At 42.8% G+C, this 26006-nt stretch carries 23 protein-coding genes and 2 pseudogenes; 20 read left to right on the top strand and 5 right to left on the bottom strand.

Features of this window, described 5'->3' with window-relative positions; genetic code table 11:
* The first annotated feature begins 12 nt into the window (after positions 1 to 12).
* The 3 genes and pseudogenes from G4D54_14080 to G4D54_14070 all read left to right on the top strand — a co-directional run bounded on the left by G4D54_14080 (position 13) and on the right by G4D54_14070 (position 2500).
* Entirely contained in the window at positions 13 to 690 is a 678-nt protein-coding gene (locus G4D54_14080) for a fructose-6-phosphate aldolase (GenBank protein QJA03491.1), read from the top strand.
* Between the two features lie 267 nt (positions 691 to 957).
* A complete protein-coding gene (locus tag G4D54_14075; protein ID QJA03490.1) occupies positions 958 to 1149 on the top strand; it encodes a 2-C-methyl-D-erythritol 4-phosphate cytidylyltransferase in 192 nt (63 codons plus the stop codon).
* A pseudogene (locus G4D54_14070) lies at positions 1146 to 2500 on the top strand (IS4 family transposase). Before G4D54_14075 ends, G4D54_14070 begins: the two are co-directional and overlap by 4 nt.
* A gap of 445 nt (positions 2501 to 2945) precedes the next feature.
* Here the strand turns inward: G4D54_14070 and G4D54_14065 are convergent.
* Both G4D54_14065 and G4D54_14060 read right to left on the bottom strand, forming a co-directional pair.
* Entirely contained in the window at positions 2946 to 3803 is an 858-nt protein-coding gene (locus G4D54_14065; protein QJA03489.1) for an NAD(P)-dependent oxidoreductase, read from the bottom strand.
* 36 nt (positions 3804 to 3839) lie between these two features.
* Positions 3840 to 4733, bottom strand: coding sequence for a hypothetical protein (locus tag G4D54_14060; protein QJA03488.1), 894 nt, complete (start codon positions 4731 to 4733; stop codon positions 3840 to 3842).
* Between the two features lie 106 nt (positions 4734 to 4839).
* On the opposite strand from G4D54_14060, the gene G4D54_14055 reads away from it, so the two are divergent.
* The gene (locus tag G4D54_14055; protein QJA03487.1) at positions 4840 to 6033 is read left to right on the top strand and encodes a cation transporter; all 1194 of its coding nucleotides are present in this window, start codon (positions 4840 to 4842) and stop codon (positions 6031 to 6033) included.
* Positions 6034 to 6491: 458 nt separating this feature from the next.
* On the opposite strand, the gene G4D54_14050 is transcribed toward G4D54_14055, so the two are convergent.
* Positions 6492 to 7976, bottom strand: coding sequence for a GntR family transcriptional regulator (locus G4D54_14050; GenBank protein ID QJA03486.1), 1485 nt, complete (start codon positions 7974 to 7976; stop codon positions 6492 to 6494).
* 210 nt (positions 7977 to 8186) lie between these two features.
* Here G4D54_14050 and G4D54_14045 point away from each other — a divergent pair, with 210 nt between their 5' ends.
* The gene (locus G4D54_14045; GenBank protein QJA03485.1) at positions 8187 to 8996 is read left to right on the top strand and encodes a MerR family transcriptional regulator; all 810 of its coding nucleotides are present in this window, start codon (positions 8187 to 8189) and stop codon (positions 8994 to 8996) included.
* A gap of 102 nt (positions 8997 to 9098) precedes the next feature.
* Positions 9099 to 9878 (top strand): sporulation transcription factor Spo0A, encoded by a 780-nt coding sequence (gene spo0A, locus G4D54_14040; GenBank protein QJA03484.1) that lies wholly within the window; start codon positions 9099 to 9101, stop codon positions 9876 to 9878.
* A gap of 92 nt (positions 9879 to 9970) precedes the next feature.
* Here the strand turns inward: spo0A and pgeF are convergent, their stop codons facing one another.
* Positions 9971 to 10732 (bottom strand): peptidoglycan editing factor PgeF, encoded by a 762-nt coding sequence (pgeF, locus tag G4D54_14035; protein QJA03483.1) that lies wholly within the window; start codon positions 10730 to 10732, stop codon positions 9971 to 9973.
* A 277-nt stretch (positions 10733 to 11009) separates the two neighbouring features.
* On the opposite strand from pgeF, the gene hrcA reads away from it, so the two are divergent.
* The 12 genes from hrcA to G4D54_13975 all read left to right on the top strand — a co-directional run bounded on the left by hrcA (position 11010) and on the right by G4D54_13975 (position 23597).
* Positions 11010 to 12026, top strand: coding sequence for a heat-inducible transcription repressor HrcA (gene hrcA / locus G4D54_14030; GenBank protein QJA03482.1), 1017 nt, complete (start codon positions 11010 to 11012; stop codon positions 12024 to 12026).
* Between the two features lie 10 nt (positions 12027 to 12036).
* Positions 12037 to 12657, top strand: coding sequence for a nucleotide exchange factor GrpE (gene grpE / locus G4D54_14025; GenBank protein ID QJA03481.1), 621 nt, complete (start codon positions 12037 to 12039; stop codon positions 12655 to 12657).
* Between the two features lie 20 nt (positions 12658 to 12677).
* The gene (gene dnaK / locus G4D54_14020; GenBank protein ID QJA03480.1) at positions 12678 to 14483 is read left to right on the top strand and encodes a molecular chaperone DnaK; all 1806 of its coding nucleotides are present in this window, start codon (positions 12678 to 12680) and stop codon (positions 14481 to 14483) included.
* Between the two features lie 82 nt (positions 14484 to 14565).
* Positions 14566 to 15732 (top strand): polysaccharide deacetylase family protein, encoded by a 1167-nt coding sequence (locus G4D54_14015; GenBank protein ID QJA03479.1) that lies wholly within the window; start codon positions 14566 to 14568, stop codon positions 15730 to 15732.
* Positions 15733 to 15745: 13 nt separating this feature from the next.
* Positions 15746 to 16861 (top strand): molecular chaperone DnaJ, encoded by a 1116-nt coding sequence (gene dnaJ, locus G4D54_14010; protein ID QJA03478.1) that lies wholly within the window; start codon positions 15746 to 15748, stop codon positions 16859 to 16861.
* Positions 16862 to 17189: 328 nt separating this feature from the next.
* Positions 17190 to 18650, top strand: coding sequence for an exopolysaccharide biosynthesis polyprenyl glycosylphosphotransferase (locus tag G4D54_14005; GenBank protein ID QJA05206.1), 1461 nt, complete (start codon positions 17190 to 17192; stop codon positions 18648 to 18650).
* Positions 18647 to 19177, top strand: a complete 531-nt coding sequence (gene loaP / locus G4D54_14000; protein ID QJA03477.1) for an antiterminator LoaP — start codon at positions 18647 to 18649, stop codon at positions 19175 to 19177. Before G4D54_14005 ends, loaP begins: the two co-directional genes overlap by 4 nt.
* Before the next feature lie 137 nt (positions 19178 to 19314).
* Positions 19315 to 20016 (top strand): capsular biosynthesis protein, encoded by a 702-nt coding sequence (locus tag G4D54_13995; GenBank protein QJA03476.1) that lies wholly within the window; start codon positions 19315 to 19317, stop codon positions 20014 to 20016.
* 3 nt (positions 20017 to 20019) lie between these two features.
* Positions 20020 to 20802 (top strand): capsular biosynthesis protein, encoded by a 783-nt coding sequence (locus G4D54_13990; GenBank protein QJA03475.1) that lies wholly within the window; start codon positions 20020 to 20022, stop codon positions 20800 to 20802.
* 4 nt (positions 20803 to 20806) lie between these two features.
* Positions 20807 to 21523 (top strand): CpsD/CapB family tyrosine-protein kinase, encoded by a 717-nt coding sequence (locus G4D54_13985; protein QJA03474.1) that lies wholly within the window; start codon positions 20807 to 20809, stop codon positions 21521 to 21523.
* 42 nt (positions 21524 to 21565) lie between these two features.
* The gene (locus G4D54_13980; GenBank protein ID QJA03473.1) at positions 21566 to 22168 is read left to right on the top strand and encodes a recombinase family protein; all 603 of its coding nucleotides are present in this window, start codon (positions 21566 to 21568) and stop codon (positions 22166 to 22168) included.
* Complete coding sequence (locus G4D54_13975; protein ID QJA03472.1) at positions 22155 to 23597, top strand: LytR family transcriptional regulator; 1443 nt, start codon at positions 22155 to 22157, stop codon at positions 23595 to 23597. The genes G4D54_13980 and G4D54_13975 overlap by 14 nt, the downstream gene beginning before the upstream one ends.
* Before the next feature lie 454 nt (positions 23598 to 24051).
* On the opposite strand, the pseudogene G4D54_13970 reads toward G4D54_13975, so the two are convergent.
* Positions 24052 to 24766 (bottom strand): annotated as a pseudogene (locus G4D54_13970) (transposase).
* A gap of 225 nt (positions 24767 to 24991) precedes the next feature.
* Here G4D54_13970 and G4D54_13965 point away from each other — a divergent pair.
* Both G4D54_13965 and G4D54_13960 read left to right on the top strand, forming a co-directional pair.
* Positions 24992 to 25255 (top strand): hypothetical protein, encoded by a 264-nt coding sequence (locus tag G4D54_13965; GenBank protein ID QJA03471.1) that lies wholly within the window; start codon positions 24992 to 24994, stop codon positions 25253 to 25255.
* 47 nt (positions 25256 to 25302) lie between these two features.
* Complete coding sequence (locus G4D54_13960) at positions 25303 to 25497, top strand: 4Fe-4S dicluster domain-containing protein (GenBank protein QJA03470.1); 195 nt, start codon at positions 25303 to 25305, stop codon at positions 25495 to 25497.
* Positions 25498 to 26006 lie beyond the last annotated feature (509 nt).

Genomic DNA, 26006 nt, shown 5'->3' with positions numbered 1-26006 from the left:
GAGGACATAGAGATGAAAATTTTAATTGACAACGCAGACATTCAGGAAATCAAAAAGGCTTACGAGTATTTTCCGATTACGGGAGTTACATGCAATCCGACAATCCTGAAAAGAACAGGAAGAAATCCATACGATGTATTGAAGGAAATTCGTGAATTTATCGGTGCGGACGGCGATCTGCATGTACAGGTCGTAAGTGCGAAAGCTGAGGATATGGTTGTGGAAGCCCATAAAATTCAGGAGGTGCTGGGAAAGAACACCTATATCAAGATTCCGGTAGTCAGGGAAGGTCTGAAGGCGATGAAGCTGCTGCATGCAGAGGGTGCAAACATCACCGGAACGGCAATCTATAACCAGATGCAGGGCTATCTTGCCGGTATGGCAGGGGCTGCCTATGTGGCACCGTATGTAAACCGTATTGATAATCTGGGCTATAACGGCGTACAGGTTGCCAAGGATATTCACGATATGCTGAAGCATGCCGGTTTAAAGACCGAGGTGATTGCGGCCAGCTTCAAAAATTCACAGCAGGTACTGGAGCTTGCCAAGTATGGTCTTGGTGCAAGTACGATTGCTCCGGATGTGATCGAAGGTCTGATTAAGGTCGATGCCGCCGTTCTGGCAGTGGATGCGTTCACCAGAGATTTCGAGGAGCTGTGTGGTGAGGGCAACACCATGCTGAACATCTAAAAGGCGCCCATCTGAAGGGTGCTGCACAACTGATTAGCATAGATAATAAAAAAACATGCACTCAAATAGAGCAATGTCATCAACTTAAGGTATCTTGACAAATGTGTGGTTTATTGTATAGAAAACGAAAAAAGGTGAAATGATTACCTAAAATGGGTATCTATTTCACCTTTAATTATGCTATAATTGTAGTGTGAAATGAAAGGATGATTACACATTATTTAATATATATCTAAATTGATTTGTAGTGTGTACGATGGTGCTGTTATGTATGTGAGAACTTGGAAAAAAGGATCCAAAATCTATGCCAGTATTGTGAAATCTACTAGAAATGGTACAAAAGTTTCTCAGGAGACTGTTGCTTATCTTGGAGAAGTCACTTTTGATCAGATCCCTTATCTTAAAGCTGCTTATGCTAAGAATAAACCATTATTGGTTTATCCGGAGGAGTCCTTATGATGTCGTGTGAAAAATCTTATCTAAACAGGATTCATAGAACCGCTTTTCTGCTCGATACTGAATATATTGATATTATCCGTGGAAATAATCAAAATGCTTATACGAGAAAGAGAAAAATCCTTTTGCCTCATATCTTTATGCAGATGCTTGCCACAACCGGAAAATCACAGAAGAATGAAATTTCTGATTTCATTGAACAAGTTGATGAAAATATAGAAATATCACAAACAGGTTATTTTAATGCGCGGATGAAATTTAACCCTGATGCCCTTCGTACAATTCTTCATGATATCAACAGAGATGTATATGCAGAAAAGAAATTATTAAAATTAAATGATTATTATATTATGGCGATTGATGGAAGCGATTTTTTGATACCTAAATGGAGAGATAATAAAGAGGTTTGGAAAACAAAATTGCACGATGGCGATAATGATCCTGTGATGGGTTCTGCTTCCAGTATTTTTTGATGTCATTAATAAATGTATTATAGATATATCTATAAATTCGTATAAATACAGTGAGAAATCAAGCGCAGAAGATCATTTGGGTTATGCACGAGATATCTTACCTCAAGGATCAAAAAATGGTTTGTATATTTGACAGAGGATATCCTTCTATTAAGCTGATCGATCAGATGTTAGAAAGCGGTCAATATTTTGTCTTTCGATTAAAAGCAAATGATTTTAAAAGGGAATGTGAAGAACTTCGTGATGATGAAGATGATAAATGGATTGATGTCATATATGGTAGATTGCGGAGTAATCACTTCCGTGAGGATAGATCATTTCGGATAAAACTTATGAATACTACCTACCATTTACGTTTTGTGAAATTCCAAATCGTACTCAATGACGGAAGTACAGCTACAGAGATATTATTGACAAATCTTTCTGAAACTGATTTTGATACAGAAAGTATGAAGGAACTGTATCATCTGCGCTGGGACATAGAAACCTGCTATCGCTCCATGAAGTCACAATTAAAGATGGAAGAATTCTCAGGTTATCGGGAACAATTGATAAAGCGGGATATATACGCATGTGCATTAGTATACAATGCTGTATCTGATATCGTATGTTCAAAAGAAAACTTAAGTACCATACAACAGGAAAGATATAAATATGAGATGGCATTTAATAGAAATTATGCGAGTGGAAAATTGAAACACTATCTACTGAAGATATTTGTGTATTATGATCATCCAAAGCTAGCCAAAAAAGCATCAGTAAAAATGGATAAAGAGATGATGCGTCATCTCTGTCCAATACGCCAAGACAGAAATAGCATATATAGCAGACAGAAAAAGCGATTGAATAAACATAGAATGACTTATCGTTATTCTTATTGATGTAGTGTGAAATAGTATGATAGTACCAAATTCGTGTTTTTTTGCGCACTTATTTTTCAAAAAAAAGTATCCTCTATAGGAACATATTGATTGTTCTCTATACTGAATACTCTTTTTTTGTCAAGATACCTTAAGTTGATGACATTGCTCAAATAGAGAGAAAGCGTGTTTTTTTGCCATACCTCAAAAGCACGGATAAATATGAATAGGATGCAGATTGATTGCTTATATTGCTCCATGGCATCCGGTGAATAGTGCATTACAGTCATGTATGCCACTACAAATTCCAGAAAATTTTTGACATAGCCATAAAAATGCGTAAGCACAATATACATTTTTAGAAACTCTGTTTCAGCTTAAGTCTGATTGAGTAAATGTTCGATAAACGTGATATATAGAAAGCTGTGGTGTCAGGATTCTAGCCAAATTGTCACAGCTTTTATATTCATTTATAATAATGCACAAGTGCCTGTGTACCGTTGTTTTCCTCTCCCATGCCTGCCAGTGCTTCGTACATATTGCAGACAGCCTCCAGCATATCCAGATGGACGTTCTGCTGCTCCATCTCCTGCTGAACAATGTGCATATCCTTAATAAAATGCTTGATATAAAAGCCGGGAGCGAAGTCGTTTGCAAGAACACGCGGTGCGGTATTGTCGATCTGCCAGCTGCCTGCAGCTCCTTTGGCGATAGCGGTAAGCATCTTCTGCTCATCCAGTCCGACCGCTCTTGCATATACCAGTGCTTCACTCATCGCTGCCACAGCGCCTGCCACGGCAATCTGATTGCAGGCCTTTGTATGCTGACCACTTCCTGCTTCTCCCATATACTGAATTCCCGTCCCCAATAGGGAGAATAGCGGACGCATTTGTTCGAACACTTCTTCATCCCCGCCAGTCATAATAGACAGGGATGCGGCTTTTGCCCCGCTGTCACCACCGGATACCGGAGCGTCCAGCATGGCATATCCCTTTGCCTTTGCTGCTGTGTACAGCTTTTTTGCCAGCGCGGGCGAAGAGGTTGTAAAATCAATCAGTACGGCATGCGCTTTGGCATGTGCAAAGATACCGTCATCCCCCTCATAGATTTCTTCCACATCCTTTGGGTAACCGACCATGGTACAGACAACATCCGCATCACTTACACAATCCCGAATGGTACGCTCCACCCGGATTCCCTGCTCGAGCAGGGGAGCGGCCTTCTCATAGGTGCGGTTATAGGCACTCACCGTATGACCGCCCTTTTTCAGGTTCAGCAGCATGCTGGTCCCCATCACGCCGCAGCCAATCCATGCAATCTTCATATGATCACCTTCCTTTTGTATTATTATACAGGAAGATTATAGAAACTGCACGCAAAGGATTAGCAGAAGGACAGAAATCATCCCCTGCAGAATCCGGTAAAGCAGAAAGACGGGATAACGCAGAGGAACCTGCTCCACCATACTCATGATCTGCATATGTACACAGAAGCCTGCAAATCCAAGCAGAAAGCTGGTAAGGAGTAATCTCTGCATAGTGGAAAACGGTGTGACGTTGATCAAAACGATGCCGCTGGAAAACTCGGCAAGACTGCGTATGATAAGCGCAGGAAATTCCGGAAGAAAGGAAAACAGCACAGCGGTAACACTCATAAAAATCATCAGATATCCCCCAATCATATAGAGAGAAATTCCACTTTCCGTAACTGCGCTGCTAAGATTCCGCATAAAGGATTGTGAGGAAGCAACAGCTGCAGGAAAGGTATGAATCGTGTGTCTGCGGGTGAACAGCAGCAACAGCAGACCGCTGAGCAGCTGCAAAGCAAACAGCAGCATGCCGATGTGCAGAGATTTGAAAAAGACGATACCGCAGGAGATAATGACAAAGCCCGGTGTAGGAAAACAGCAGCAATACAGCAGGCGTGCAGCATCCTGCCGGGAAAGGACACCATCCCGTACGGCTTCATCCACAAAGACAGAGCCGGTGGGAAAGCCAAGGAACATCGTGCATAAAACCAGATTCCATGCCCCCTGATCCATCCCCAGCAAAGCAGGCAGACCTAGAGAGGGAAGATGGTCAAACGCATGCTCCTTATAGAGCAGACGAACCAGAACCATAGATAAAAACATGGAGGGAACCAGCTTTTCAAACCAGATGGAAAGTGCGTTTTGTGCACTTTGCAGCGTCAGGGTTCCAAAGCCAAGTGTCAATAAGAGAAGACCAAACAGCAGAAAGCCCGTGAATTTTTTCATGTTATCACCGATATACTATATGATGAAACGAAAACTTTCATGTAAATCTTTCCCATTTTGGTGAAATGTGTTAAACTAGATATTCATAAAAGAAGTGGGTGATATAATGATAAATTATCTTGCGAAAAAAATGATACACAACTATAACGAGCTGGAAGATCCTGCTGTGCGAAAGGCATATGGAAACCTTACAAGCACGGTGGGGATTGCAAACAATGTGATTTTGTTTCTGTTTAAATTTCTGGCCGGTACCCTGGCACGCAGTGTGTCCATAACGGCAGACGCTGTCAACAACCTTTCCGATGCCGGAAGCTCTGTGATTTCCCTGCTCAGCTTTAAGCTGTCAAGCAAGCCGGCAGATGAAAAGCACCCCTTTGGCCATGCGCGCTACGAATGTATTGCATCAATGATCGTTGCTGTAGCCATCCTGCTGCTTGGCTTTGAGCTGATTCGCACCAGCTTTCATAAGATTCTTCAACCGGAGGCAGTGTCCTTCAGCTGGTTGAGTGTGATTATTCTGCTGTTTTCCATTTCCGTAAAGCTGTGGATGTACAGTTATAATAAGAAATACGGGAGGCTTTTGAAGTCCAGTATAATGGAGGCGACCGCTGCAGATTCCATCAGTGATGTTATGGCGACGGGAGCTGTTCTTGTTTCCACAGTACTCTCTCCTATTATTCATTTTAATCTGGACGGCTATATGGGGGTTGTTGTTGCCATCTTTATTTTGATGGCGGGTGGAGGCATCATCAAATCGGCGCTGGATGAGCTGCTGGGACAGGCTCCGGATGAGGATCTGGTGAAACAGATTCAGGATAAGATTAACAGCTATGATGGAGTGCTGGGTATGCATGATCTCATGATCCACGATTATGGTGCGCACCGTACCTTTGCATCTGTGCATGTGGAGGTGGATTATAAGGAAGATGTACTGAAATCTCATGATATGATTGATAATATCGAACGCGACTTTCAGGAGAATATGGGACTGGAGATGGTTATCCACATGGATCCCATCAATATTGACGATCCGCTGACCAATGAGCTGCGAACACTGACAGCAGCAATCGTAAAGGAAATTGATGAAGACCTGAGCATGCACGATTTCCGTATCGTTCCGGGAGAAACCCATACGAATATGATTTTCGATGTTGTCGTGCCCTTCCATATTAAAATGAGTAATCAGCAGATTCTGGATGCCCTTGCACAGCGGATCCGGGAGCATAAGGGCGATCATTACTATCTGGTTGTTACCTTTGATCGTGCCTATACGACCCACCATTCACAGGAATCTGCCTGAAATCTGCAACAAGAAATCCTTTTCTATCCTGATACAGATACAGCAGGGAAGCAGGACAGCTTATAGGCGCATTCAATAGAATATAGAAAATATCCACCGGACTCCGGTGGATTTTGATGTATTCCTGTTGAGCCAGTCAATAAAGGAATTTGTCTATGCCTGCATACCCATAGCAGGAAATCCCTGATAGGAAAGTGCCGTTAATCTGCACAGAAAACCCGTGGATATGGTTTTGCAGGTTTTTTATAATCCGATGTTATTTTTCTGTACAGGCGGTTATCCACAAGCGCATATGGTCACCATGGAAAAGAGTTGCCGATAAAGCTTTCCCTGACGGAAAGCACTTCCTTCCATATCTGTTTTTCTACGAAGCTACAGCATTCAGTCATACCGGCGTGGTGTGAGAATCGCCCGCCGACCATTCTTATTGCAGAAAGCAGCCGTCTTTTCATCAGGAGTCAAGGGTTAGCGCAGACATTCTTTGTTTCCTGCAGAGGAAGGGAATCGATATCGGGCAGCTGAATGGCATCACATTGACGGATGCCGATGCGTTTGGCACAATGGATGATGATATGGAACAGCTGCATGTAGACCTGCTGTATACAGCGGCAATAGCCGTCGGCATCCCGTTTCACCAGAAAGCCAACCGCTTCCTCACAGCGCTTGTAATATAGATCGACCAGTTGTTCATCCAGCTGCAGCAGTGTGAAATAAAAGCCCCATGACAAAATGCTGCGAAACTCCTGCAGAATCTGTTTCAGATTGGCCTTGGGAAGAATCACCAGCAGGGCATCAAGGAAACCGACGCCATCATAATGCCGTTTTTTTATCCGCTCCTCCATAACAGGGGAAAGCACGAGCAGCTGGTCGAAATATTCCAGGCAGCAGCGGCCGATCGTGATGGTGATAAACTGTACAGCCCCGATGAATTTTACGGCGTCACGTATCATTGTACTGTCCTCCAGATGTGCATGTGCAACCCCCTTATTCAGCTGAATGCGGGTCCCCAGACCGTTATAGGTCTTTGCGAGCCCGATATCATTCAGCTGCTTCAAAACCTTGCGAATCGTTGCGTAGGATACCTGATAGGTTCTGGACAGCTGCTCTATGGGCGGCAGCAGCTGCTGATCGGCATAGGTTTTGCAGGCGATGCTGCGAATAAGGTCTCGGAAGACAAGTGTGTAAACGTAATCATGAGAATGCTTCGGCTGCCAGAAAAAGGGGGTTGCTTCCGGTATACAGTGGTTGCCGCAAAGCTGTATCTGCGCTGCGTGCTCACGGATACGCTGTATGGTGTAGCAGATCGTGTGATAATAAAAATCATATACAAAGCGGCAGTTTTTATCTGTATAGGCGGCAAGCAGCTGCTCATAATCGTGCTTCAGAGTGCCATGATAGGAGGAAAACAGATCTGTATGATACAACAGGGGATATTCAATATAGGAAAAGGTCGTCAGATACAAATCGAGAATCATATCATTATGATAACGCTGCAGCAGATATACATTAAAATCCCGGATCAGCAGTCGGCGTTTTTCCAGATTTTTATTATCCTCCAGCGTCGACAGCATTTTATATAAATGACGGATATCCTTTTCCTGCAGTAAATCGCACAACCCGCTGCAGAGGGGAGGCAGGCACAGACGCATGCTTTCCAAAACGTCAATCATCTGCCGGTGTGTATGCAGAATATAGAAATCCGTCTGCTCATCGTGCGCCTGTGAGGGCTGCCAGATCACCTGTGCACGCTTGCGTGCCTCTAAAGAAATATAGCCGGCATCCCGCATATCGCGCAGGACGTCCTGTACGGTACGTATTCCTACCTGATAGGTGCTGCACAGCTGTTTAGCGGATGGAAGACGGCTCCCATAGGGAAGCCGCCTCGTTATGATCAAGGATGTAAGCGAATCGTAGAGACTGCTGTAGAATGTTTGTCCTTTCAAAATGGATCCTCCAGGGAAATGTTAATCCTAGTATAGCATGGAAATTTATACAGAAGCAATCCGTTCTTTCCATAAAATCTAAAATAAGACGGTAATAAGGTTGCACGCAGCACAAAAGTATACTAAAATAGAAAAGACCTATATGCATACGTATGCAGATTTGGAAAGAGTATTGTTTGTGAAGAATGGAAAAGGGAGGAGTTTTTTTTTATGTACAAAATCGGAGAGGCTGCCAGACTGCTGGGTCTCAGCACGGAAGCTTTGCGGTACTACGAACGTAAAGGGCTCATCGTGCCGCATAAGGACAGTGTATCCAATTACCGTTATTTCGATGCTTCACAAATCAACCATCTTCTGAATATGCAGAAGTATCAGAAGCTTGGCTTTACGCTGTATGAGCTGATGGATTTGTTTGAAAGCAGGGGAAATGATATGTTTCTTGAGCTGATGGAACAAAAGGAGAAGGAGCTGCTGCAGGAAAGTGTGTCGATGAGTCTTCGTCTTCACAGCATTCATCTTTCTTTGGAATGCATTGCGCTGGCAGAACGTGCACAGCATGCCATACAGTTTGTAACAAGACCTGCCCTGTATCGCATTTCCTACATGCAGGATGATGTGATTTTAGCGGATGATGCATTCCTGAATGAGGAACTCAGGGTGTGGTCGAAAAGCAGCGAGCTTCAGTTTCTGAGTGGACGAATCTGTGCCAAGGATTTTATCAGCGGACAGGAGCACTTTGATTACGGCTTTTGTATGTACGAGACGATTGGGGATTTCATCGGTATTCGGAAAAATGATGTGGTAAGACAGTATGCCGAATGTTCGGCTCTTGCCTACTGCTTTGAAGCGGATGCCCAGCATACGATTCTGCAGGAAAAGGAAAAGCTGCTGCAGTTTATGGAGGCACATCACCTGGTGCTTGACGGGGATATCCTGTCTCAGGTCTTATACAGTGCCTGCGAGGATCATCATTATCAGATGCGCCATATGATATGGGTCCCTTACAAGAGAGTGATATAAAATAATTTAATGTTTTTCTTAAATATTTTTAATAAATACTTGACTCTAAAAACACTTTAGGGTTTATGATGGTTCCTGCCTAGGTAGTTGGAGGAATGAAAGATGAAGAGCTTGATTTTTTTAGTAGATGAGAATAGAAATCAGTTATCTGCTTTAGAAAGGGCCATTTCTTCCGTTGAGGAATTTGAACTGGCCGGAATGACAAGCGATGGTGAGGAATGTATCCGACAGCTGGAGGGGAAACATGTACATGTTCTGGTGTTGGACATGATCCTGCCAAAGAAAGATGGGTTTTATGTATTAGAGGAAATACGCAGCAGAAGGCTGCAGGTGGATCATATTATCTGCATATCCTCATATCTCAGTGAAATGATTCTTTCTGAGTTCAACCGCTATTGTGTCGACTACATCATGATGAAGCCCTATGAGATTCCTGATCTGATTCGCAAGATTCATTTCATCAGGAATTATCAGCCGGATTATTCATTGAATGAGGAGCTGCAGAAAAAGCTGGGACGCAGTCAGAACCAGCATCTGGAGGGAACGATCACCGAGCTGCTGCACGAGCTTGGAGTTCCTGCAAACCTGAAAGGGTATCAGTATCTACGCTGTGCAATTATGCAGACCTACCGTGATATGGATCTGCTTGGTAAGGTTACCAAAACATTATATCCGAAGATTGCGCTGGAGTTTCAGACAACACCCTCCCGAGTGGAGCGTGGTATACGGCATGCAATCGAAGTGGCCTGGAATCGCGGAAATGCACATGTGATACATAAGATTTTCGGCTATACGATTTCCATGGAACGAAGCAAACCTACAAATTCCGAATTCATTGCAATGCTGTCTGACAAAATTCATATGGAGGAAACACGTGTCTGAACATGCACATAATGCATCCGGAAATAAAAAAGGGCGGAATGATCAACTGTTCAAATGAAACAGGATCAGAATACTCCGCCTTTTTATTTGGATTATTTGCGTAGAATGAAGCTGAGGTGTCTTCCGCATGCAGGCTCTCTTCGATAGCTGAAAAAAGCATCGTTTTTCAGAAAGGTATCGTTTGGATTCACTGTGATATGATCGCGTTCAACACCGAGATTCAGCAGCATCTGCATATTCAGCCCTTTGTTGTCTGCGATTGCCCTGCCGTTTGGCAGCATTGTCAGATAGTCACGGGTATCAAAGCTCATTGCCCGGATGCGGTCAATGACATCCTGCTGGATTTCAAAGCTGCGATATGCGATAGCCGGACCGATATAAGCCATCAGGTGAGCAGGATCGACATGCTCCTTCTGCATGAGCAGGGTCACGGTTTTGCGTGTAATTTCCTGCACGGTTCCCTGCCAGCCACTGTGAATAGCGGCAATGATACCGGTAAAGGGGTCATATAGAAGTACCGGCACGCAATCTGCATGAAAGACACCGATTGCGATGTTTCTTTCCTTTGTGTAAAGGGCATCACAGTCCGCAATCCCCTCCTCATAAACACGATAGCCTCTGCCGGCATCTGCGGCGGTTACCTCATGGATATGATCGGAGTGCGTCTGCATAGCGAAGGTCCACTGTGACGATGCTATATGGAGTGCTTTTGACAGAGTATCACGATTATTTAAAACATCCTCTTTCCGTAAACAGGCGTGCAGTGCCATATTGTTGTTTTCCGGCAGGGATGGGTCGCGCAGCGTCGTACCTGCAAGCAAATCATCCTCGTAGTTCCATTGTATATAATTCATATGATCATTCCTTCTTTCTTTCTTATATATTTATAGTATATGTGTGAGTATCCGGGTTTGCCCTGGGAAAAGTATATAGCAAGCTGCGGCTCTTGGCAATCCATTTGCGTGAATATATGCATTTTTCCAACGCTGGGCAAAACAGAGCACTTTCCTAATATTTCCAGAAATGATAACAATTTTTATGGATTTTAGCACTAAAGTGTTGACAGTGCTAAAATATTGGAATATACTATTAGCAGACATAGAGGTTGAGTGCTAGAAAGGAGTGAACCATATGCTTACAAAACGCCAGACGGCGATCTTTAAAACGATAGTAGATGAGTTCACCCGGACTGCCGAGCCTGTCGGTTCCAAGAAACTGATGGACCTGCTGGATTTCAACTGTTCCAGTGCCACCATTCGCAATGAGATGGCTGCACTGGAGGATCTGGGTCTGCTGGAGAAAACACATACCTCCAGCGGTCGTATACCAAGCAGTCGCGGTTATCGGTTCTATGTTGAAAATCTGATGGAGCGTGAACTGGATGATGGAGTCAAGCATTCTCTGCAGGCTGTATTTCAGGAGCGTCATTATTCAATGGATGAAATCGTTAAGAAAAGCTGTGATATTCTATCTCAGATGACCTCGCTGACTTCCGTGGTGCTGGGGCCGGAAAGCCGTTACCAGACACTGCAGCACATACAGCTGTTTCCACTCAGTGACACCAGTGCGGTTGCAGTCTTCATTACCGATCACGGGCATACGGAAAATAAGACATTTCACTTCAATACGGCCGTGAGCGTTGAGGATATCAAAACCTGCTGTAATCTGCTCAATGACAAGCTGAGCGGCACACCGATCAATGAGGTGGTGGAGCGCATGCAGCAGATTGAGCCGCTGCTGGCCAGCCATATTGCCCGTCACGAGGTGCTGTTTGAAGCCTTCGTTAATGCATTCATGCGGTTTGCAACCGACCATGTATACTGCAGCGGACAGAGCAATATGCTGTATCAGCCGGAATTCGCAGATATCGAAAAGCTGAAGGAGCTTATGAAGATGCTGGAGGACAGCAGCTTGTTTCGACAGCTGGCCAATCATGAGGGTGATGTTGCCATTGAGATCGGCGGAGACAATGAATTGATTCAGGTCAATAATGTTGCCGTGGTATCCAGCAAGTTCAAGCTGAACGAGGATGAAGAAGGGGAACTGATGATCGTGGGACCTACCCGCATGCAGTACAGCCGTGTCGTTGCCCTTATGGAATATATGAGCAAAGTAATCGAAGATTTATACAGAAGTGAAAATCGATAAGGAGGTCATCATGCAGGAAGAAAAAGAAGTTGTAAACGAGGAAGCAAAGACTGCCGAGCAAAGCGAAGAAGCAAAGACGGCACAGGATGCTGCCAAGGTAGAAAAAAAGGATGCGAAGGAAGCGGAAAAGGAAGATAAAAAATCCGCGAAATTCGGTAAGAAGAAAAAAATCGAAGAACTGGAAGAGGAAATCGTAAAGCTGAAGGAAGAGGCGGCAGCAAACAAGAATGCCTACTTCAAGGCGTATGCAGATACAGAAAATCTGAAGAAGCGTCTGCAGAGTGAAAGCGACAATGTGCGCAAGTACCGCATTCAAAGCTTTGCGATGGAAATCCTGCCGGTTCTGGATAACCTGGAGCGTGCGCTGGATGTTAAGGTCGATGATCAGAATGTCAAAAACTACGCCAAGGGCTTTGAGATGATTTACCAGCAGCTGGTACACATCCTGAATCAGGAGGGTGTAAAGGAAATCGAAGCGCTGGACAAGCCGTTTGATCCAAACTTCCATCAGGCCCTGATGCAGGAGGCCAAGGATGGCGTGGAAAGCGGTATGGTCATTGAGGTCCTGCAAAAGGGATATATGCTGAAGGATCGTGTATTACGTGCAACACTTGTAAAGGTTAGCGAATAGATAAAAGGAGGATAACGATTATGAGTAAAATTATTGGTATTGACTTAGGTACAACAAACAGCTGTGTGTCCGTTATGGACGGTGGTGAATGCAAGGTCATCACAAATCCGGAAGGAAATCGTACAACACCATCTGTAGTCGCATACAAGAACGGTGAACGTATCGTCGGTGATGCCGCAAAGCGTCAGGTTGTTACAAACAAAAACACTATCAGCTCAATCAAGCGTCTGATGGGTACAAATGAAAAGGTTGAACTGGAAGGTAAGCAGTATACACCGCAGGAAGTCAGTGCGATGATCCTGCAGTATCTGAAATCCTATGCAGAGGACTATCTAGGAGAAAAGGTTGAAAAAGCGGTTATTACGGTACCAGCTTATTTCAATGATGCACAGCGTCAGGCAACCAAGGATGCCGGAAAGATTGCCGGTCTGGAAGTAGAGCGTATCATCAATGAGCCGACTGCTGCCGCACTAGCATACGGTATTGATAAAACTGAAAAAGAACAGAAGGTTCTGGTATATGACTTAGGTGGAGGTACCTTCGACGTTTCTATTCTGGAGCTTGCGGATGGAACCTTTGAGGTATTGTCTACAAACGGAGATACCCGTCTGGGTGGAGATGACTTCGATAACGTTGTTGTTGACTGGATGGTAGATACCTTCAAGAAGGAAAACGGTGTTGACCTGCGTAAGGATACTATGGCTATGCAGCGTCTGAAAGAGGCTGGAGAAAAAGCGAAGAAGGATCTGAGTGGAGTTGTACAGACCCAGATTTCTCTGCCGTTTATCTCTGCAGGTGCGGATGGACCTCTGCACTTCGAGGCTACATTATCACGTGCAAAATTCGATGAAATGACAAAATCTCTGGTTGATCGTACGATGGAGCCGGTAAGAAACGCACTGCGCGATGCCGGACTGACGAAAAACGATATCCACCAGGTACTGCTGGTAGGTGGATCTACCCGTATTCCTGCTGTACAGGAAGCTGTTAAGAGCGTTCTGGGCAAGGAACCTAACAAATCCGTAAACCCGGATGAAGTAGTTGCTATGGGTGCTGCTATTCAGGGTGGTGTTATCGCCGGTGATGTAAAGGATGTTCTGCTGCTGGATGTTACACCACTGAGCCTCGGTATTGAGACAATGGGTGGTGTCATGACCGTGCTGATTCCACGTAACACAACAATTCCAACAAGCAAATCTCAGGTATTCTCAACTGCTGCGGATAACCAGCCTGCTGTTGATATCCGTGTTCTGCAGGGTGAGCGCCCGATGGCAAATGACAATAAGGAGCTCGGTATGTTCAAGCTGGATGGTATCGCTCCGGCTCGCCGTGGTGTGCCACAGATTGAAGTTACCTTTGATATTGACGTAAACGGTATTGTACATGTATCTGCAAAGGATAAGGGTACCGGTAAGGAACAGTCCATCACGATTCAGAATACGAGCGGACTGAGCGATGAGGAAATCGATCGTATGGTTCGTGAGGCTGAGGAACACAAGGTTGAGGATGAAAAACGCAAGGAAGAAATTGATCTGCGCAACCGTGCAGAGGGCTTCATTGCTCAGATTGATTCCATGCTGGCAGATAGCGGTGACAAGATTGATGCAAAGCAGAAGGAAGAAACACAGAAGCTGCGCGACGATTTACAGAAATCTCTGGATGAAAATGACATGGATGCTGTAAAGGAAAAACTGGAGGCACTGGAAAAGGCTGCACAGGCGGCTAGTGCTCAGATGTATCAGCAGCAGAGTGCGGATCCGAATGCAGGAGCAGGTGCAAACAACGATGACAACGTTGTAGACGCTGAATTTGAAGAAAAGAAGTAAGAAAACGAAACGACTACAATTCCTAGTGCTTGCGCTAGGTTTTGTATGTTGTGTGATGCTGGTCATCTATTGGATGTATCCCATGCAGAGACAAAAGACTGCTGTTGATGTTTCCTCATATTATGCACAGACGGTGCGTGTGGATAAGGAAACACCGCTGTTTGAGAAGAAGGATGGAGAATACAAAGAGATTGGCCGTATCTTTAAGGGGACAATGCTGAAGCTTGACAAGCAAAGCGCACAGAACATGAAGGAAAAGTATTTCAGGCTGCAAACGGATGACTGCTACATCCTGGCTGATCATGTGGTACCCGAACAAACAGAAGAAAACAATGTCAAAAAGGCTAGTGTTTATCTGCCGTTTAATGAGAATATCGTGACAAAAGACAGCTATATTATTCAGAATGATGCAGGAGACAAGCTGGCGGAGGTAACACGGAAAGCATCTTATCCTATTTATGTAAAGGATGAGAAACGCTATGGTGTACAGATAGGGAATGCCCTCGTGTATATACCAAAATCCGCAATAGCAGCTACAAAGCAGGCTGACAATACCGGAGAACCGGTCGCAAAACAGATTCCGGTTTTCATGTATCATTATTTCTATTCCAGGGAAAATGGTGAGGTCCCGAAAAACGGAAACTGGCTGGAGGTTAATGACTTTGAAGCACACCTGAAGTATTTGAAGGAGCATAACTATGTGACGCTGCGCATGCAGGACGTGGAGAATTTTCTGGATGGAAAGGTACAACTGCCGAAGAACAGTGTTTCCATTACGATTGATGATGGGACAGCTTCCATATATAAATATGCATATCCGCTGCTGAAGAAATATGGTAATAGTGCAACGCTCTTTCTGATCGGGAATCATCTGAAGGATGATAAGCTGCCACAAAGCTTTCAGGAAATGAAGCAAAACGGCATGGAGTTGCAGTCGCATTCCTATGACATGCATACCGGCGGCTGTGAAGGCGGTCATGGCGGTGCATTGCGCTGTGTGGCACATGATGAGGGTGTTGCGGACACAGAAAAGTCGTTTTCCATCATCGGCGGAGGTAATGTGTATTGTTATCCGTATGGTGATGTTACAGACAGTGCACTGCAGATTATGAAAGATGCAGGTGTGCATATGGCTTTTACGACAAATTATGGTAAAATAGAACCCGGTATGGATAAGCTGCAGCTGCCGAGAGTGCGTATTTTCGGAGATGCAGACATACAGCAGTTCATATACAGTCTGGAAAGTTAGGAGGGTGATCCACATGAGCAAACGAGATTATTATGAGGTCCTGGGACTCAGCAAGGGTGCCAGCGATGATGAAATAAAAAGAGCCTATCGGAAGATGGCGAAAAAGTATCACCCGGATGTCAATAAGGATCCGGGGGCTGAGGAATCGTTCAAGGAAGTAAACGAAGCATATGAGGTACTGAGTGATCCGCAGAAGAAAGCGACGTATGATCAGTTCGGTCATGCAGGTATGGATGGTGCCAATTTTGGCGGCGGTGCCGGAGGCTTTGGCGGTTTTGAGGACTTCGGAGATATCTTCGGTTCCTTTTTCGGCGGAGGCTTTGGCGGTGGTGGAAGTCGTCGCGCAAGCAACGGACCGCGTAAGGGGAATGACCGCTTCATGCAGATGCGCATCGAGTTCATGGATGCTATTTTCGGAAAAACGGAAACAGTTACGATTGAGGTGGATGAGCAGTGCGATGAATGTATGGGAAGCGGCGCGAAAAGTAAGTCCGATATTAAGTCCTGTCCGCATTGTAATGGTACCGGTACAGTAACGACTCAGCAGAGAACGCCGTTTGGTGTGTTCCAGAGTCAGTCAGTGTGTCCGGATTGTAACGGAACGGGTAAGACGATTGTGAACAAGTGTCCGAAATGTCATGGCAAGGGCTATGAGCATAAGCGTGTGAAGCTGGATATCAAGATTCCGGCAGGCATTCAGTCCGGTCAGCAGGTGCGTGTTCCGAATAAGGGAGAGCGCGGTGTGAATGGCGGGCCAAACGGCGATTTGTATATCGAGATTCTGGTAAGCCGTCACAAGCAATTTGTACGCGATGGCAATGATATCCGTATCACGGTACCGATTAGTGCTGTGGATGCGATTTTGGGCTGCAAGGTGGATGTTCCGACTGTTTACGGTGATGTGGAGCTGACGATTCCGGCAGGTACGCAGTTCGGACAGCAGTTCCGGTTGAAGGGAAAGGGTGTCAAGTCTGCTTCTTCCCGCGGCAATCAGGGTGATCAGTATGTCGAGGTCAAGGTGGAGGTACCGACCAAGATTACACGCGACGAAAAGGAGCTGTATGAGAAAATTCGCAATAAGAAATCTCATGAGTCTCCGTTTGATAAATTTAAGAAGGCTTTTAAATAAGAATATTGCGGCAGTTGTTACTGATTTCAGTAATGCTGTCGTTTTTTTATTTGTTTTGTAATCGTTAACATTTTTGAGCGTGACAGTTTTGAGATAAATGATTACTTTGTAAAATAAATAAAATTCTAATAATTCGGACTTTTTTTGCATGAAATCATTGATTGTAATGACCTATTGTAGTAGAATAGCTACGTGTAGAATGGAATGAACTAAGCATTTGCATACCCTTTATGATTATAAAGGTATACCTTTCTGTCTATATACTTATAATTAATGAAACAGGTGATTTCATATGAAATCATCTGTTTTTTTACGCTTTTCAGTCTATATAAATATACTTTATAACACTATTCTCGTTTTATTTAGTATATCTTTAAAGGTATACGTTTTGAGATTTAAAATTCCATTTTATAAAAGGGAGGGTAGTGAATTCATTAATGAATGTAAGTACATGAGGGAAAAAATAGGAATAACAGCATGTTTGCTGGAGGAAATCGTTGTTTGCAATCTTTCTTTTCTTTTTGATTTTACAGGTGATTATACAGTGCGCATCTGTGCCTTGTATTTTGTCATTCAGTATCTGTTTGGTCATTATCGGACGAAGACGCTGCTGATCTGGGAAGAGATAGAGCTGCTTGTAAAAAGTCATATCTGTTTTTTTATCGTCAGTATCCTGCTTGACCCCATGCAGGATTTCAATGCTCATTGTGCTTTGCTGAATGCAGTGATCTCATGCATTATGCTCTGCTTCAGTATCCTATTACAGCGTTATCTGCGCATCTGGTTTCGAAACAGCTGTGCGGACAATGTGCTGATCATCGGTGCAGGAAGGCAGGCTCTTGCATTTGCAGAGGTCTGTGAGAAAAACCGGTTTGCGCTGATGAAGGTAAAGGGCTACATAGATACACAGGATGGTCATGTGGTGAAGGATATCAAACAGGATGTGTTTGCGTTGGGTGAGCTGGAACAGGCCGTTTCCAGACTGCAGATAAATTCCGCAGTCATCGCCTCAACGAATCTTACTAATGCACAGTTCGATGATATCCTGCTGAAGCTTAGGACAGTCGAAAAGATTCGCTATATGCCGTCCGTCAAGATTTTGACCTTCGATACTAGGGTCGAGGATTTTGACGGTCAGCTGCTCGTATCTACAGCAAAGGGAAAGATATCGACCTTCAATAAAGTGGTCAAGCGGACCATCGATATTCTCGGCGGTATAGCCGGCTGTATCCTGCTGATCCCCTTGACGATCTATGTGTGGAGATCAAACAGCAAAAATCATGATCATGATCCCATATTTTTCAAACAGGTGCGAATCGGGAAGGGCGGAAAGAAATTCGTTTTGTATAAATACAGGACGATGATACCCGATGCGGAGCGCATACTGCAGGAGCTTATGGAAAAGGATCCCGTGATCAGGGAAGAGTACGAGACGAATAAGAAGCTGAAGAAGGATCCCAGAATCACAAGGGCCGGAGAATTTCTGCGACGGAAGAGTCTGGATGAATTCCCGCAGTTCCTGAATGTGCTGAAGGGCGATATGAGCCTGACAGGACCAAGGCCGTACCTGCCTGGGGAACGTAAAGATATGGGGATCTATTATGACTATGTGATCGGCTGCAAGCCCGGACTGACCGGCATGTGGCAGACACACGGACGAAGCGATATCAGCTTTTCGGACCGGTTGAAGATGGATGAGTATTACTACAAAAACTGGAGCCTGAAGCTGGATATGACGATCCTCGTCAAGACGATCAAGACCGTGTTTCACGGGGATGGGGCAAGATGATGAAGCCGTGGTACGTGCTGTATGTGATGGGTGGCAGAGAAAAAAGGATATTGGAGCTTTTGAGTCAACAGGATGGTATAAAAGCATTCACTCCTTTAAAGGAAGTGGTGCACCGCATACAGGGGAAGCGAGTGATTGTGAAGAAACCGTTGTTTCGTTCGTATGTGTTTGTGGAAACAGAGCTGAATCCGAACGGGTTCCAGCAGGCGCTGCTTCGATACCGTTCACAGATCCGCGGTATCTTGAAGGAACTGAGGTATGAGGATGACGTCAGTGCATTGAGCACGGAAGAAAGAGCGTATCTGGAAGGCCTTATGGATGAGGAACACAATGTTAGAATATCAAAGGGTGAGATCCTGGATGGAGAGGTCATCATCACCGAAGGTCCGTTAAAGGGCTATGAAAGCAATATTATACGAATTGACAGACATAAACGGCGTGCTATCCTGAATGTTCGCATGAACAATCAGGATCTGCAGGTGGACGTTTCTCTGGAAATAGTGAAAAAGATTGAATCTCAGAAGTAATAGTTGTTGAGGCACTTTATGGAGAGGTTCAGGATACAGCCAACCATTCAACACTGCAGGTGGGGGAAGGGGAGAGTGTATCCTTTTTATGTAGTAAGATTCTCGCCTCAAAAGAAGAAAGCAAAGGAGAGAAATTAGTGGAAGATTTACAGAAGAGCATAGAACAGAATGAAGAAATAGAAATCGATCTGGGAAGACTGTTTCGGCAGTTGAAGAAAAAGATGTCCTTTATCATCGCAGTGACGGTGATCGCGATCATCATATCCTTATTGGTGACGAAGTTTCTGATACCAAAGAAATATGAAAGCATGGCAAGGATCTATCTGAAGCCGAATATCACGGAAAGTGGAATGATCGATTACAATACACTGACCGCCAATTCCAAGATGGTGAACAACTATGTCCTGATGCTGCAGGGGAACAGCCTGCTGGAGGATGTCGCGGAGAAGCTGAAGCTGGAGAATGAGGCATTGGTAAAGAATTCCTTGAGCGTCAGCAATGAAGCAGACAGTGAGATCATCACGGTGAGTGCTAGGACGAAGGATGCGAAGATGTCGAAGGATATCGTGAATACGACGGTGAATCTGTTTTTTGAGAGCATGAAGGACAAGCTGGATATCAAGAATATGACGATCCTGGATGCGCCGCAGGTGAATGAGACACCGGTATCGCCGAGCTTAAAGATGAACCTCTTGATCGGAGCGCTGCTTGGAATCATGGTGTCCTGTGGCTTTGTGACTGTACAGTTCCTACTGGATAAGAGGCTACATACGAAGGAAGATGCGGAATCGTATTTGGAGATACCGGTACTGGCAGAGATTCCGTTTCTGGAGGATTAGCGAATGAGCTTCATTGATCTGCATTGCCATATGGCATGGGATATCGATGATGGTATCGATAGCCGTGCAGAAGCACAACAGGCGTTACAGCAGGCCAGGGTGGATGGAATCGTAAAGCTGGCGGCAACACCGCATTTCATACCAGGAGCTCAAAAGGAAGCGGATGTAAGAGAGATGGATCAGCGGATCCGGGAGCTGAGGGAGCTTGGCAAGGAATATGGCGTCACGATTTACAGTGGCTGTGAGATGTTTCTGAATGATGATTATCTGGATATGGTCGATGGGAAATATTATAACACGATCAATGAGAGCCGCTATCTGCTGTGTGAGTTTGATGTCCGCAAGGATATCGAAAAGAACAGCTATGCGGATGAGCAGCTGTATGAATTGTCGATCAGAGGACTGACTCCCATGATAGCGCATGCGGAGCGGTACTTTCATAAGGATATCGATGTAAATCGAGTAAAGGAATGGATAAACAACGGATATGTGATTCAGATGAATCGGACGAGTCTATTGGGAATGCATGGTTCGCAGATTCAGAAGAATGCCAGACGGCTGTTGGAGAAAGGACTGGTGCATATCGTTGCGAGTGATGCACATCGTACCAGTGGAAATCGTATCTGCAGGCTGAGCGATGTATATCAGGAAATCGTAAAGGTAACTGATACGGCGAGCGCAGAGCTGCTCTGTACCATCAATCCACAGCATGTCCTTCAAGACGAGGATGTGGAACGTATGGCGGTAAGGAAAAGATCCTGGCTACAGCGAATGAGGAGGAGATGATGAAATGGAACGAAAGATAGCACCAAAGCGGAGTGATCCGAAAAAGCATACAAAAAAGAGTCAGTTTGACAATATGGAGGTATATCGTCAGCTGCGGACGAATATAGAATATTCATCCTTCAATAAGGATATCCAAGTGATTTGTGTGACCAGCTCGAATCCAGCAGAGGGAAAAAGCTCGGTCGCAAGCAACCTGGCAACGGTGGCGATTGCAAAGTACGAGAAGGTCCTGTTGATTGACTGTGATCTTCGAAAGCCCGTACAGCATAAGATCTTCAAGGTTTCGAATAAGCTGGGGATCAGTAATCTGATGAAAGAGAAGTCAGAGATCGACCTGGAGATCGGAGGTTATTTTCAGAAGTTCAAGGATAACAGTACGGACGGCAAGCTGTATGTGCTCACCAGTGGAAAATCTGTCCCGAATCCGCAGGAGCTGCTGGCGAGCGACCGCTTCAAGGAGCTGATTGAAAAATTTCGAGAGATGTTTGACTACATTATCATCGACTGTCCGCCATTGAATGCGGTAGCGGATGCAATTCCGGTTTCGAGTATTGTAGATGGAACACTGTTTGTGGTATCCGCAATGGATACAGCAAAGCAGGAGGCAAAAAATGCGTTGACGATGCTGCAGAGAAATGGTGCGAATGTATTGGGGTGTGTGTTGACGAAGGTTGATATCACATCGAAGTCTTATTACAGCTATTATGGAAATTATAGCTAAGTGATGGAAGAATGAAACATGTGATCGGGATGAGGTGAGTCGATGAAGTATTTCTATGCATACGCTACAACGGAGGCTGAATGCGAAGCCATACACACGATTGTATTACATTCAGATTTGAATATACAGGAAACTTCTATTTACATAGATAACAATAGGTACGATGCATGGAATCAATTGATTGCTAATCTGGAAATGAAGGATGAACTTTATGTTTATAAGCTTTCGTCAATCGCAGCGGATGGAAATACACTCTTTGTCCATCTAACATATATAAAGAATAAGGATATAACGATAAAGCTTTTGGATGATTCAGATTTGAATACTGAACAGATGCTGACTCTGATTGATTTTGTCAGAGATACACAGCGCAAGCAGATATATGATAAGCAAATGAAGGGAATCCAGAGAGCTCTGGAGAAAAAGCGAAACGGGGAGGGTGATTACGGTCGACCTAAAATAACGCTGCCTGCTGATTTTGAAGTTAATATCAAAAAAATCATGCGAAAAGAAATGAAGCATGAGGATTATCGGGAGAAGTTAGGTTTCAAGCGTTCTACCTATTTTAAATTTGTCAAGGATCTGAAGGATTCCTGGAAGCAGCAGGAGCTGGAGAGGAGTCTGAGAAAAGATGGAAAATATTAAAAAGTATGGAAAGCATGTATGCTGGATCGTGATGGTTCTGGCCGCGGCATATTTGTTATGGAGTCTGTACAGGTTCCATATTTTGCCATTGAAATATTATATACCGATTCTTGTTGTTATCTTATTGATTGTCGGTGCAGTTATCTATTGTATCCTTGGAAAAAAGGCTAACAAAATTACCAAGATTCTGGGATGTGTATTTTCAATAGTCCTTTGTATATGTATCCTGTTTATGAACGTTAAGGTTATAAATAAGGCACAGGAAACAGTGAAGGCTGTCAGTAACGGCGATATTAAGACGACAGAGATTTCTGTGCTTGTAAAAAAAGACAGCAGCTATAAGGATGTTAAAGATTTGGATGGAAAACAGTTTGGTATATTAAAAACAATTGATCGTGAGAATACGGACTTTATGTTGAACCGCCTAGGCTCTCAATTTTCAAATGAGATATCCAAAATCGAGTATAAGGAATTCAAGGATGAGATGCAGGGATTGCTGGATGGCAATACGGATGCCATTATCATGAATGAAGGGATGCGGGATGCATTCAACATCATCGATGGCAGCTTTGAGAAGGAAACAAGAGTTATCTATACGCTGGATCGTAAGGAAGTTTTGAAAAACTTAAAAGCGAACAACATCACAAAGGATCCATTCATCGTGTATATCTCAGGAATCGATACGAATGGTTCGATATCTAAAACGAGTCGAAGTGATGTCAATATGCTGGCGGCAGTGAATCCGCAAAAGAAAGAGTTGTTACTGGTATTCATACCACGTGATTATTATGTACCCTTACAGTGCCCGAATGGCAGTTGTGAAACAGGTGCGATGGATAAATTGACACATGCTGGACTCTATGGCGTGGAAACATCACAGGCAACATTGAGTAAGCTGTTTGATATTAAGATTAATTACAATGTGCGACTGAATTTCGATACGCTGACGACCATGGTGGATGCATTGGATGGAATAGATATTTATTCTGATAAAGAATTAACTGCATATACAAATAAGAATTGCAGCTATGTTAAAGGAAATCAACATGTAGATGGTGCTTGTGCATTAGCTTTTGCGAGAGAGCGGTATGCTTATGAAAGTGGAGATCGTCATCGTGGAGAGAACCAGCAGCAGGTAATTGAAGCGATGTTGAAGAAATTCACAAAGTCAAATGTCATCAAGAATTATGAAAGCATCATGAATGCAGTACAGGGAATGTTTCAGACCAATATGACAACGGATGAAATCACTGCACTCATACAGATGCAAATTGATGATATGGCTACATGGAAGGTCACAAGTATCAGTGCAGATGGCACAGGAGATATGTTGCCTACGTATTCGTTTGGTAGTCAGCCGTTGTATGTTATGCATCCTAAGGAAAACGCAATCGTAAATATAAAGAAGATATTGAAGAACATATTATGAACATGAAATTATTTCGAGGACTATATCACGGGAGTTCAATCATATTTTCATGAAGTGATTATTAGGAAATTATATCTGTTTCTTATTGGAAGTTTAACTGAAATAATAAGGTGATTAATTCTAATCCTAAGGCAAAAAATATGAGATGCGTATATAAATGTTAATTCTATGTTTATTTATGCAAAAGAAGGGAATTTACTATGAATATCGAAACTATAGAGTTTTTCTGTAAAGTACAAACATTTTTACGGCATAAATATTTAAAAGCGATTTATTATTATGATAAAAAAGGGATAATGATATCCAATGTCATTAAGTTAAGAAGATGAAAACTAACAGGATGCGATTTTATATAATCTTATCCTGATAGGATTAAGAGTATTCTGAAAAAATGCATGACAAAAAGAAGATTTTTCAAGCAATTTATAAACTTTTGAGTTTTAATTATATCGTGTTAAGAAAGGCGGTAGTTGAAACATATTTGCGCTTGTGATTTCACATGCCTCTTACATTTTCGATTTGGGTGGATTGGTAAGATATCTTGTGAAATGAGAGTTTCAAGATCAGGCGGGTGACCGCCTTTTCTTTTATGATGCTGGATAAAATAGCGACAATGATGTATCGCCATTTTTTTGTTTATCGCATAAGAATACTTTTTTTCTTACCCTTTTCCTTTGGCTTTTTATTTACTATATGATGAGCCATAATAAAAGATATATTATATAGTATCATCCTTGCCTAAATCTCCTGTTGGATGCTTTCTCGTTTTTTTGCATGAACAGCAACAGATCCGCTGAATATTTAAGGTCACGGAACGATAATTCTTTAAACCATCGAGTATTGTATATTTCTTTTATTTCATCCTTACTAAATTCAACCCGGTTTAAATTTGTGATAATCGATTCATATTCTTCACTACCATCCAGTTTAAAGCGAACTACACGGAAATGAAGTTCATACTCAGGATTATGTTCATCAATAAAATCAAATGTAGATGTAGTAGATAAGAAACGATATTTTTCTTGTTGAGATTTTATATCTTTGGTCTGTTTTCTTGTCAATGTAATATGTAAATCCAAATCAAATTCTTCATCTGGCTGATTGTAATTTCATAAAAAACTGGAAATTGAGTGTATATCTTTCACACGTATCAAAAAGGACTTACCTGAATAATGACATTGGGGTTCTTATACGTTTTGTGTAAAAAAATTTGGATGATATTATAGAAGACATATGTCTTATACTTTCAGATTTAATAATCATGATTGCTATGTAAGAACAGACCCTTTTTATTCTGATTTTTTTAAGGGGGTGTAATTATAAAGAATGCTGTTATAGATGTTTATTCAAATTAGGAAATCATAAATCAGATTTTACTGTGGGAGTTTAATGGAGTGGAAATTGCGTACCCAGATTTTATGGAAAATAAAGGCGTATTATATGTTATTTTCAATACGAGTAAGGGAAAAAATCTATCTTCTAAAACTAAATATTATTTTGAGATTATAAATTTAGATTTAGCAATTATAAAAAAATATAATAAAACCCTTACTTCAGCAGTAAAGCGACCTGAAATAAGAAATACATTCTATTCATCCTTGAATACTGATGGATACGTAGAAGTATATACAAAAAAATATCTTTTAAAAGTAAATTAAAGTCTTATCTGCCAAATTTTATTGAGAAAATTATGAAGGGATAATAAATGAATAAAATAAATATGCCAATATTATATGAACAAAAAAAAGATTGCTGTGGATGTAGTGCTTGTTATGCATGTTGTCCGGTTAAAGCTATACAAATGAAATCGGATAACGAAGGTTTTCAATACCCTATTATCGATGAAAAAAAATGTATAAGGTGTCTAAAATGTATTAAGGTTTGTCCACTTAAAACATAATAACAATTCTAGCAAACACTGCTAAAAATCAATAGTTTTTATACTATATTTGTAAAAAAAAAGGTGAAATCGAAGTAGTTGTAGTAGAACTTGCCGTTCGGATGGTTGCTTTAGGAAATGATGTAACTTGCTATAATCCCAAAAACAAAAAAGTGGGTAAAGGAAAAAATGATAGGAAATATAAGCAAGTTCTTTTTAAATCAGTACCTACAATAAAAGGTTTTGCAGCTATAACGTCATCTGTTTTTGCTTAAATCTTTGCATCTTTTGGAAGATATGATATTGTACATTATCATGCTGAAGGTCCTTCAATTATGTGTTGGTTGCCAAAGCTATTTCGAAAAGGGATTGTAGTAACGATTTATGGAATTCTAGTTATAATTTTTGCAAGCTAGGAATAAACGCCTTAAATACGGGCTTTTTTGCATGTAAGAATTTGTCACAGATTAAGAAACAATTTGAAACAATTGGGTAAAAAAGCAGTATTAGAGATGATTTTCTGATTAGCT

This window comes from [Clostridium] innocuum (genome assembly GCA_012317185.1).
Taxonomy (GTDB): domain Bacteria; phylum Bacillota_I; class Bacilli_A; order Erysipelotrichales; family Erysipelotrichaceae; genus Clostridium_AQ; species Clostridium_AQ innocuum.
The sequence above is the reverse complement of the archived record's forward strand: the minus strand, read 5'-3'. Positions and strand labels throughout refer to the sequence as shown.